The organism is Peribacillus sp. NPDC096540, from assembly GCF_050278525.1.
In the GTDB taxonomy this organism is placed as follows: domain Bacteria; phylum Bacillota; class Bacilli; order Bacillales; family DSM-1321; genus Peribacillus.
The window spans coordinates 23,331-34,094 of sequence record NZ_JBNNTG010000044.1 but is presented as its reverse complement, the minus strand read 5'-3'; the positions used below and the strand labels follow the sequence as shown (position 1 = coordinate 34,094).

Here is a 10,764-nt window from a genome sequence, read left to right as displayed (position 1 = left end):
GTCACAACCAGTTTCTTATACAGGGTATCTTACTTAAGATCCACCAAAAAAGGTTCAGCCTGGTTGTATTGTTATCATCCATTATTGTCAATGGGCTAATGGGTTAGACTCTATTTTGAGTTTACGTTTTCGTAGTAGATGGTGGCGGCGAGGAGCGCCGCCATAGGAGTTTCTTATGCAACAAACGGGGTTTAAAGTAAACTTTGTATGGGATTGGATAGGCGGGTTACCTGATGCTGTTTTTACGAGCATTAAAAAAATGCTGCAACTAACCCAGCAAGTTATACAAATTTAAGCCGTATAAAATGAACTATTATAACAAAAATGCCTAATAATTAGAAGAAAATAGAGTTAAATATAAAAGATACATTTGGATCTATTTTCCAATATGTTGATTGAGGAAATGTGCTATTGCCGTATAGGCAGTAATTTTATTATTTAGTTTTACGATGGAATGGCCTTCATTTTCAAAGTGGATAAACTTTACAGGATGATTTCGTGCCATTAATTTATTTACAATTTGTTCAGATTCTTCAATTGGGACACGTGGGTCATTACACCCGTGAAGTACCATCAGCGGACTGGTAATCCGGTCAGATAGAGTCAATGGATCAATCAGATCATAAAAGTTTCCGTCCTTTTCGATAGTTCCATATTCAACTTCGCGAAGTTTGCGTCGCCAAGGACTGGTTTTTTTAAGAAAAGTTCTGAAACTTGAAATCCCAACGAGATCAATCGCTGCAGACCATAATTCCGGGTAATGGGAAATGGCTGCAAGAACCATAAATCCTCCATAGCTCCCTCCCATAATGGCAACTCTTTTAGGATCAGTGCTTCCTTCTTTCTTTAACCAATCTACTAAAGAAACAAGATCTCTAACGGAGTCCATTCGTTTACGGACATCATCAAGATGAGTATATGTTTTTCCATATCCTGTACTCCCGCGAACGTTGGGAGTAATTACTGCATATCCAAGGCTTAGAAAATACTGCAGAACTGGATTGAAAACAGCACGAATTTGGCTTTCAGGACCCCCATGAACATATAGAATAACAGGAGTTTTTTCTGTTTGGGTATTTGGCTTGAAATAAAATGCCGGTACTTGGAGATTGTCAAAAGATTTAAATGAAATAAGAATAGGTTCAATTAATTTATTTTCCAAAAGCTTTGACTGAAGAGATTGAGTAAGCCGTTCTGTCTTCATTTTTCTTAGATCAACCTGCCATATATCAGACGGATAGGTAGGCCCATTGAAAACATAGGCTAATTTTTGATTGTCGGGTGAAAATGTTAGGCTAGTTAACATCCCCATTGGTGTCTTCCATGTATAAAGGGCACTCGATTTTAGATCTAAAAGAATGCCTCTTGAAATACCTCCTTCATTAATTGAAAAAGCTAACTTTGATTGATCTTTACTCATAGCGAGGCCTTCAAAGTCCCACTGTCCCACCTCCAACCAAGTGATATTTTTTGTTGAAAGATCAATGATTGCGAGCCCAAAAAATTCCCTATCTTGATTTGTTAATAAATAGAGATGATCTCCATCCTTGCTGAAATGAGGGTTTTTATAGCTTGCTTCACCCTGATGATCTGTTAACCAGTTCATTTCTCCTGTGCATAGATTCAGTAAACCTAAATCGTTATCCAACTGGGAATTTGTTTTCCGAATCAATAACGATTTACAATCAGGAGACCACATGATGGAGGCATAGAGACCATCCTTTGACAAAACCCTTTGTATTTCTAATGTTTCGACATTTTGAATATAGATATCGAAAAAGGCAGGATTTCGACGGTTGCTTGACCATGCTATCCATTTTCCATCAGGTGAGTGACCCCCATATTTATGTTTATGTTCAGGTGAGTTGGTAAGCGGAACCAGTACACCATCACTCTTGAGGAAAAACAGTTGTTGCTTCTCATTACCGCCGACATCCATGCCGATGATTAGGCCGCGTTGTGATGAACTCTTTAAGTATTTAACAAAAGTAATTCGTTCATTAGTAAAAAAAATTCGGGTAGGTTCTCTTATATCGAAATCCTTTGCCCAAACCTGCGGTAAACCAGAATAATCAGCAATAAAGATTAACTTATTATTATTAGGATCATAAACAGGGTTACTGACAGTTCCAACAGACAAATATGATTTGATGCCAATTTCTTTCATACATTCACTCCTTAAAATGTGCTAAAAAAGAAAGGAATTGAGATAGCCCAAATAATAAAAAGCTCAAAAGGATCTAATTACGTCCCACAACCATTATATTTAGATGCATTATATATCATGTACTTTATATCTTGGCAACGAGTGCAGAAAATAGTTGGGAACAAGATTTTCTGGAATGTTTTTAAAAGGTTACCAAATTAGCTTGGAAGTTCCGCTTAGAAATATAATGCAATTAGTCTTTTTTGTATTTAGCAAGGTTGTTTTTAGATTCCTATAACACAGTCGGTTGTTATTGAAACCACTGATAAAATTTCCAAATAAGGAGCATGAAGATCATGTATCCGAAAAGGGAATAAGAATGATGCCATGCTTCACTATGAGTAAACAATCCTAACTTCTCAGCAAACGGTTCGGAAACACCTATACAAAGTCCAATCAAAACGATAAACAGGATTCTTGATAATGCAGTCAACGTTTTTGCGATCCATAAAAAGAGAGTAGTAAAGATTGGCAATATCAATAATGTAAAAGCGACATTGATTGTAAATATATCTGGGAATGGTCTTGCTGGAAAGGCATACATTTGTTTACCGACAAACAGTAAGTCTAAATAAGTCCCGATGAAACAAGAGAGAACTATGGTGGAAACAAAAGCCCGAAGGTTACTCGTCTTCTGATTCTTCTCGGAGTAGGACGTTTTTTTTTGCCATAATGGCAAGCTCAATTTTTTCAAGTGTTTTGCAGTACTCATCATAAACCTCCCCATCTGTATTTTCTTCCTTATCGATTAAGTAGTCCATTATTCTCCAGTCCTCAAACCAGTCTTTGCTTTCCTCCTCTTCATGATTAATATCTTTCCATGTGTATATTAATCGCGGACTGTATAAACGATCCGCACCTTTTCTTAATTGGCATTTTTTTGTTCGACGTTTATAAAATGCACGGGAGAATGTTTCGTTGACATCATTAAACAAATGCGGCCAGTAATCTTTTCGCGAACCGGTATGTGGATGATCATGAGCCCAATCTACTACTCCTGATAAGATGTTCTCACGGCTAAACAGCTGTGAGTATAATCGCTTGCCCAGCAATATTCGCTCATGAAGGGAGGTGAAATGCTTCATTGTATTCCCGACTAGTAATGTTTCTTGTTTGGTCTCATCCTTATAGAATGGAAATAGAATGTGATTAAAGCGAAAAAAATCATAAAGTTTGAATCCAATACTATTTAGTACGGTCTTTTTAAAATGAGCATTTTGAATGACACTTTTTTCTAAATAGCTTTGTTCATTTATAACAGTGGCAATGGCTAACATATACTGATCGCCTGTTCTCCAAAAGTGGTTCCACAACGTTTCCATAAACGTTGATACATTGAAAAAAGGAAGAAGGTGAAACAGTCTTTTTGATCTTTTGACACTTTGTTCATACAACAAAAATTGTGGGTACACATCTTGGAAGATTAACCAGTTCCCGCGTTCCAAAAAAGAAAAGAAGATAAGTTGATCTTTTTCCGACAATAGACTTGTATATAAATCCCCTTTTAAATCCGTCATATTCCAACCGCCATTTCGCGATACCATATGTCCAAGAAGTGCCCAGTGTATTTCTGGGTAACGGAGGTAAAACTGAAAATAGGCATGGGTTCGCGTCACATTATTATTGTTATGTTGTCTTGTTCGTTCTTTAATTTCATGTATTAACATTGTCTCTTCTCCCGTTAACTCCCACGTTTTAACAGAAGTCTGTTTTTTACCTTTTTTCTTTAATTCATCTTTTACATCTAAAAGAGAATTCGGAATCGTCTTGGAAAAGCCGTTCCATTTCCTTTTCTGATCGTTGTGCTGCATCCTTCTGCCTCCCGTTAACATGAATGTTATTCTTTTAAGGCCAAACAGGTTATCGTAATAACCATCAGATGATCAAATTTTTCAATCTATTTATGAGAAATCAATCTTATAAACTACTAGTAAGGATTTTTCGAGGTATTTTAACAGTGCAGCTACCATCAGTTTATTACGAACATGAGGAACAAATGATGATCGTTTTTTCGTACAAGAAGTAGCGCGCACATTTAAATGTTATCTGTACTATGAAAATCATGAGTATTTAAAGTATTCCAAGAAGAAAAATTGAATGAAAAGTTACTTTTATTATTTGCTGTCTTAACTCAGGACAGCTGGCTGATGCGTGAAAGAAGTTCTCGGATTTGCTGATCAATATGTTAGAGAGTATGTGGAAATTAATGCTTATGGTGTAGCTAACCTGGTATACAGAGTATGAAGGTGGTTTCTATAGCGGGTAATTACTTTTTCCGTTAGAACCAAGGGGAAAGTGCTTAACAGTGCTTATTAGGGTACAGAAATTGGGTGATTTGTGAAAAGGGTGTTGCTGTGGCACCTTATTTCTATGCTCTAACGGGGCATGTTAGTAGAAAATTAACACAGATTTTTTTATGAAGTGGGTAGGCTATCTTATAAGATAAGGAGTTGGCCAAAAATATGAAACGTATTTTAATTGCTTTTATTGTGACTGTGTTAGTTTTGGGTTTAACGTTATCATATCAAGGGAGTGCAGAAACTAGGAGAGTCAGTGGTGAAGAAAAGCATACTGATTTTTATGATGCATTATTAGTTTTATTAGACCCTTATGCGAGAAAAGCTATTAACAATAAATATCCAAATCGAAGTTATGGATTATGGAATGCAGAAATATTAGAAGTTAATCGGAAATCTGGAGGATTTTCTCAATATGATTTTACAGTAAAAGTTAAATATGATACCTATACAGGTCCTCATAATCCACCAGAGGGTCCTGTCACTCTAACTTTTGATGTAAAGTTAGAAGGGGTAGCTGTAACAGAAGTTCGAGTGTTTTTGGTGTTTCCCTCTTATACGATACTTCAATAACGAAGGGCCGCTTTTTTCTATTTAACTACATTAGGTGTGCATGAGAGGCGTAAACGTTGATTTATCAACGATGTATAAACAAAGAAGTTCTGTAAACCTCACATGAATAACGTATATAACGTATTTTTCCTTCATGTCGCATGGTAAAATGGTACAAAAGGGAAAAGTTGGTTTGGTTATGGGGGATTTTATAGTTATGATTATCATTTCTATCATTCTTTTCTTTTTCCTACTGTTATGTTTCATTTCTCTTGGTTTATTTAGACGATCAAGAGTAACAAACCAAACTAATAAACAGAACTTTTTAATACAAATAAATAAAAGTTAGATAAAATGAATGAACCTATGAAAAACCAACAAAAGAATTAGAACTTACGATAATGTGAATTATGTTAAATTAGGATATTCTATAGAACAATGAATATATTACAGATGATAAAGGAAGTCGAATACAGGATGTATAAAATCGGACTAGTCGGTCTAAAAACCTCTATAGAACAGATAGTAGACTTGGCTGAAGAATATAAACATGAGTTGGAAATCATCTCTTTTCCCTATGTAAAAACCGAAGAGGTAGAGGAAATTGTAAAAGAACATAATTCTCACGTACATGCATGGCTTTTTTCTGGTCCACTTCCCTATGAAATTGCGAAAAAAACACTAGATACAGATAAAATAATGGTCCATGTTCCTGCTACGGAATCAGGTTTTTATAAATCTTTTTTAGAGATGATCTACGAACAAGGGAAAATTATTGAGCATCTAAGTATTGATACTATGGCCTCAAACAATATTAGCGAAGAAGCTTTGTCACAGTTGAATATAAAAACCCAAAAGATTTATACGAAAGTATTTAAGTCAGAGGTTGATACGGATGAATTGGTAAATTTCCACTTGGATTTATGGAATAAGGGAAGAACAGAAGGCGCTTTCTCTTGTTTTCCTTCCGTGTGTGAAGCTTTAAGGGAATACGGGATTCCAGCCTATCGGATGTCGATGAGTAAGATGGAAGTGCGACAAACGCTTCGGATTCTTTCTGAAAAAGTAAAGACTTCCTACTTTAAACACACACAAATCGGAGTTGAAATCATTGAAGTTGAATATTTTAACAGAGTGGCAGAGGAAATGAAAACTCCTTATCATTTACAGTACTTGGAGCTCCGCCTAAAAGAAATGTTAATTCAACTTGGTGAAAAAATAAATGGTTCCTTTTCAGAGAAAGGGAATGGAAGATACATGATTTTTAGTTCTCGCGGCGCAATTGAACGAGAAATTATTACGCTCGAAGATACTATTCAAAAATTGGCTTTTGAAGCAGATACAACAGTTGCTGTTGGGATTGGCTTTGGAGACACTGCCTATTCGGCGGAAATCAATGCTTTTCGTGCTATTCAACATTCAAAGGATATGAAGAAGCGTGAAATTGTTATTATTCAAGATGATGGTAAAATTATCGAATCACCAGGAAAAAAGAAAGAACTACAATATGATACCCGTACCCACAATAAAATCCTTATAGAAAAGTTAAAAAAGGGGAATATCAGTGTTAAAACGTATAAGAAGATATCGGCTCTCGTTCAAAGAATGGGCTGGAGTGATTTTACTACAAAGGACTTAGCGACACATCTTGAGATGACAGAGCGCAATGTACGGCGAATTGTTACGGATATGTGCGAAGTTGATTTGGCACAATGCGTTGGTGAAGAGGCAAACGCGACCCGTGGAAGGCCGAGTAAGATATATCAATTGTTATAAAAAATAAGCACCCATAATTTGGGTGCTTATTTTTTTGTATCTTAAATTATCGGGTTAAAGCATTAAAAGGGGAAATTCCATCATTAGATTTAATAATTAGAAAAAAACAGTTTGGAATTTTCGAAAAATATTGAAATAAAGCCAATGAAATATTATACTCTATTTAAGGAATTTCTTCCTTAAACTATCCGAAAATAGATATTGTTATGTAAAATGAATGAAAAAGGGGTTGTAGTGGATGTCTCAAACGATAATGATTCATGATTTAATCGAGGCTGTTAAAGATGAAGTGATTGGGTGGCGAAGATATTTACATAAGTATCCGGAGCTATCTTTTCAGGAAGAAAAAACAGCACAATTTGTTTATGAAACGCTACAAACTTTTGGTGATTTGGAAATTTCACGTCCGACAAAAACGAGTATAATGGCTCGTTTAATTGGCCAGCAGCCTGGGAAGGTTATTGCACTGCGGGCAGATATGGATGCGCTTCCAATTGAAGAAGAGAATGATTTTGACTTTGTATCACAGAATTCAGGCGTGATGCATGCTTGCGGACATGACGGGCATACGGCGATGCTGCTTGGCACGGCAAAGATTCTTACCCAGTTAAAGGATCAAATTAAAGGGGAGGTTCGCTTTTTATTTCAACATGCTGAGGAACTGCCGCCCGGTGGAGCCCAAGAGATGGTGAAAGCCGGTGTGCTTGAAGGAGTTGATATGGTCATTGGCACCCATCTCTTGTCGACTCTACCTTTAGGAAAAATTGGTTTGGGTTACGGCCCGATTATGGCTGGAGCTGATACTTTTAAAATTACCGTGGTGGGAAAGGGTGGGCACGCCTCACAGCCTGAACTTACAGTTGATCCGATAGCAATTGGAACTCAGGTTGTATCAAATCTTCAGCACATTGTTTCGAGGTATCATGATGCTCAGGAAGCTCTTGTGATTTCAGTGACTCAGTTCCATGCGGGAAGTGCGATTAATGTTATTCCAAGTAGTGTAAGCATTGGAGGATCCGTTCGAAGCTTTAATCCGGAACTGAGGGAAAATATTCCAACCTTTATCGAACGCATTGTAAAAGGAACAACTGAAGCTCATGGAGCTACTTATGAATTCGATTATCAGTTCGGTTATGCTCCGACCATTAATGATGAAGAAGTTACCCGATTGATGGACGAAACGGTTTGTGAAGTATTTGGTGAAGAAAGTCGAGAGATTTCAAAGCCAATTATGGGAAGTGAAGACTTCTCTGCTTTTCAAAAAGTAGTTCCGGGATCTTATATTGGAATAGGAGCTCGTAATGAAGAAAAAGGGATTATATATCCTCACCATCATCCCAAATTTACTTTTGATGAACAGGCTTTACAATATGGGGTGAAGTTATTTGTTCATGGGACTTTTAAAATGTTAAATCTAACATACTAGGGGGTTAAGAGTATGAAAAAAATATATTGGCTTGGAATTATCCCGTTTCTTGGCTTTATTGTAGGCGCTTTGTTTACAAATAAAGTGACTCCCTATGTTCTTGGAATGCCATTTTTTCACTTTTGGATTGTATTCTGTTCTTTTTTAACCACAGGTATTATGGGGATTATTTATATACTAGATCCTGCTAATCAGAAGGGAGATTCAAGATGAATATTGCCGTGTTATTCATCCTGTTCTTTTTCGTCATTTCTGTTTTGATTGGTATCCAGGCTAAAAAAGGGAAAGAAATGAACTTAGAACAATGGTCAGTTGGGGGACGCGGAATGGGAGCCCTTTTGATTTTCCTCTTGTCCGCAGGTGAAATGTATACTACCTTTACCTTTTTAGGTGCAAGTGGTTCAGCTTATGGAGAGGGAGGTTCCATCTTTAGTATCGTATCATACGGCTGTCTGGCTACAGTCATCTCCTACTGGACATTTCCTGCTATCTGGAGGTATGCAAAGAAACACCAATTAGTTTCCCAATCAGATTTTTTTGTAAAAAAATATCAAAGTCCTTATCTTGGTGTGCTTGTTGCTGTAATAGGTGTTATAGCTTGTACTTGCTACTTAGTCCTGCAATTGAAGGGGTTAGGATATATCGTTTCTGCAACATCCTATGGGGCCATTTCTTCTACAGCTGCCATTTGGGTTGGAGCAATTGGTGTAACCATTTTTGTAATGGTTTCCGGAATTCACGGTTCTGCCAGGACAGCTATTTTGAAGGATATTCTGATTCTTGGCATTGTCGTATTTTTAGGAGTTTATTTCCCTCTTCATTATTATGGCGGTCTTCAACCTATGTATGAGGCCATTGAACAGGTAAAGCCGAACTATACTATACTTCCGGATCAAGGAATGAGTGTTTCGTGGTATATATCGACCGTTATATTAAGCTCTATTGGATTTTATATGTGGCCGCACGGGTTTTCTCCTATTTATGCTGCCTCTAGCGAAAAAGCTTTAAGAAAAAATGCAATCCTAATGCCAATGTACCAATTGATTTTGTTGTTTGCCTTTTTTGTCGGATTTGCAGCTATCTTACAGATGCCTGGAATAAAAGGCAGCGAAGCGGATCTTATCTTGCTGCAGCTTTCTAAACAGGATTTTGATCCATGGTTTGTGGGCTTAATTGGTGGCACTGGCGTGTTAGCCGCTTTAGTACCAAGTTCTATGCTGTTGATGTCAATATCAACATTGCTTGCAAAAAATGTATATAACGTATTCACTCCATCGGCAACGGAAAATCAGATTGCAAAACTGGTAAAATACTTGGTTCCCCTTATTTCTCTCGTAGGGATTTACTTGACCTTTAAAGGTGGAAATTCCCTCTTTAGTCTCGCTTTAATCGCCTATAATTTTATCACACAACTTGCTCCTGCCTTTTTTGCAAGCTTGATGAGAAAGAATTTTGTAACCAAATATGGAGCATTTGCCGGGATTATAACAGGAGGCGTGTTAGTCTCAATTATGGAACTAGGGAACATAAAAATTGGTCATCTATTTCCTTATCTTCCTCAAGCAATTAAAGACTTGAATGTAGGAATTATCGCTCTATTTGTTAATATCGTAGTTTTAGTGGTTGTCAGTGTGATGACAAAAAACATTACTAATACTCATAAAGATAATGATGTTTTGGAGACAACAACAGTAGAGCACAAGGTTCTAGTACAAAAAGAATCAAATAGCTAACTCAACATGAAGATAACTATTTCAAGAGTAATTCACTTCCGATAAGATTATGAAAAACGAATGCCCTTCAGTTAAACGATCTGGAGGGCATTTTTGTAGACCTCTAGATACATTGAGTGCTGATAACGCTCATAATGTAGCAGACAAAGAAATGTACCTTTTTTTGGCAAAAATGCAAAAGTGGTTCAGTGCTTGGTTATTCAACGAAGCCCCCTTTTTGAATAACAACGTTTCAAATTCTTGATGAAGGGGTACATTGATAATCTATAAGAACAAAAGGTAATTCCTTACTGCTGAAATAAGTAAGAAGATTATCAAACAAATGAAACAAACCGGTCTGAATTAAGACTGGTTTGTTTCATTTAATTTACTCTGTTTTAGAGCTCTGATCTTTATTTCTTTTATTTCCTTTACTGTTGTCCCCGCTAATAGGAACTTGTCCGTGTAATTGCGGTGAATTTTGATTACGGCTGCCTTTATTAAATTTTTTTGTCATATCTCACATCTCCTTTCTTATTTCAAATACAGTTTGTCCCTTTTTGGTGAACTTATGTTTTTTCTTGAAAAGAACAGCCATATCAGGTGATATTCTAACCATTGTTTTAAAGATAAAAACCGAAAATTACCCTCTAGGATATAGGTATATCATTTATGATGATGAATTTGAACAGAGTGACGAAATTGATATTATTTTCTGTGATATGGAATTGATAGGTTAAAACTTATGCAACTATCGGGGCAGGATCCGTTCAATACAGTTTATAATACAAGTAG

9 protein-coding genes are annotated in these 10,764 nt (G+C 36.5%); 5 read left to right on the top strand and 4 right to left on the bottom strand.

What is annotated here, in order from left to right; all coding sequences use genetic code 11:
• Positions 1-376: 376 nt before the first annotated feature.
• The 3 genes from ACQKMR_RS25010 to ACQKMR_RS25000 form a co-directional block, all read right to left on the bottom strand.
• The gene (locus ACQKMR_RS25010) at positions 377-2,167 is read right to left on the bottom strand and encodes an alpha/beta fold hydrolase (RefSeq protein WP_427699706.1); all 1,791 of its coding nucleotides are present in this window, start codon (positions 2,165-2,167) and stop codon (positions 377-379) included.
• 289 nt (positions 2,168-2,456) lie between these two features.
• Positions 2,457-2,918, bottom strand: coding sequence for a CBO0543 family protein (locus ACQKMR_RS25005; protein ID WP_427699705.1), 462 nt, complete (start codon positions 2,916-2,918; stop codon positions 2,457-2,459).
• Positions 2,830-4,017: a DUF2515 domain-containing protein gene (locus ACQKMR_RS25000; protein WP_427699704.1), complete on the bottom strand. Its 1,188-nt coding sequence runs from the start codon at positions 4,015-4,017 to the stop codon at positions 2,830-2,832. Before ACQKMR_RS25000 ends, ACQKMR_RS25005 begins: the two co-directional genes overlap by 89 nt.
• Before the next feature lie 651 nt (positions 4,018-4,668).
• Between ACQKMR_RS25000 and ACQKMR_RS24995 the strand changes: the two genes are divergently transcribed.
• The 5 genes from ACQKMR_RS24995 (at position 4,669) to ACQKMR_RS24975 (ending at position 9,990) form a co-directional block, all read left to right on the top strand.
• Positions 4,669-5,076: a DUF3888 domain-containing protein gene (locus ACQKMR_RS24995; protein WP_427699703.1), complete on the top strand. Its 408-nt coding sequence runs from the start codon at positions 4,669-4,671 to the stop codon at positions 5,074-5,076.
• A 456-nt stretch (positions 5,077-5,532) separates the two neighbouring features.
• A complete protein-coding gene (locus ACQKMR_RS24990) occupies positions 5,533-6,831 on the top strand; it encodes a hypothetical protein (RefSeq protein WP_427699702.1) in 1,299 nt (432 codons plus the stop codon).
• A 238-nt stretch (positions 6,832-7,069) separates the two neighbouring features.
• Positions 7,070-8,257, top strand: a complete 1,188-nt coding sequence (locus tag ACQKMR_RS24985) for a M20 family metallopeptidase (protein WP_427699701.1) — start codon at positions 7,070-7,072, stop codon at positions 8,255-8,257.
• Between the two features lie 12 nt (positions 8,258-8,269).
• Entirely contained in the window at positions 8,270-8,470 is a 201-nt protein-coding gene (locus ACQKMR_RS24980) for a DUF3311 domain-containing protein (protein ID WP_427699700.1), read from the top strand.
• A complete protein-coding gene (locus tag ACQKMR_RS24975; protein ID WP_427699699.1) occupies positions 8,467-9,990 on the top strand; it encodes a sodium:solute symporter family protein in 1,524 nt (507 codons plus the stop codon). Before ACQKMR_RS24980 ends, ACQKMR_RS24975 begins: the two co-directional genes overlap by 4 nt.
• 367 nt (positions 9,991-10,357) lie before the next feature.
• On the opposite strand, the gene ACQKMR_RS24970 is transcribed toward ACQKMR_RS24975, so the two are convergent.
• The gene (locus ACQKMR_RS24970; RefSeq protein WP_427699698.1) at positions 10,358-10,486 is read right to left on the bottom strand and encodes a hypothetical protein; all 129 of its coding nucleotides are present in this window, start codon (positions 10,484-10,486) and stop codon (positions 10,358-10,360) included.
• Positions 10,487-10,764 lie beyond the last annotated feature (278 nt).

Excerpts from the sequence above, each read along its gene's own strand:
- ACQKMR_RS25010 (WP_427699706.1), bottom strand. The coding sequence starts at position 2,167 with ATGAAAGAAATTGGCATCAAATCATATTTGTCTGTTGGAACTGTCAGT.
- ACQKMR_RS25005 (WP_427699705.1), bottom strand. The coding sequence starts at position 2,918 with ATGAGTACTGCAAAACACTTGAAAAAATTGAGCTTGCCATTATGGCAA.
- ACQKMR_RS25000 (WP_427699704.1), bottom strand. The coding sequence starts at position 4,017 with ATGCAGCACAACGATCAGAAAAGGAAATGGAACGGCTTTTCCAAGACG.
- ACQKMR_RS24995 (WP_427699703.1), top strand. The coding sequence starts at position 4,669 with ATGAAACGTATTTTAATTGCTTTTATTGTGACTGTGTTAGTTTTGGGT.
- ACQKMR_RS24990 (WP_427699702.1), top strand. The coding sequence starts at position 5,533 with ATGTATAAAATCGGACTAGTCGGTCTAAAAACCTCTATAGAACAGATA.
- ACQKMR_RS24985 (WP_427699701.1), top strand. The coding sequence starts at position 7,070 with ATGTCTCAAACGATAATGATTCATGATTTAATCGAGGCTGTTAAAGAT.
- ACQKMR_RS24980 (WP_427699700.1), top strand. The coding sequence starts at position 8,270 with ATGAAAAAAATATATTGGCTTGGAATTATCCCGTTTCTTGGCTTTATT.
- ACQKMR_RS24975 (WP_427699699.1), top strand. The coding sequence starts at position 8,467 with ATGAATATTGCCGTGTTATTCATCCTGTTCTTTTTCGTCATTTCTGTT.
- ACQKMR_RS24970 (WP_427699698.1), bottom strand. The coding sequence starts at position 10,486 with ATGACAAAAAAATTTAATAAAGGCAGCCGTAATCAAAATTCACCGCAA.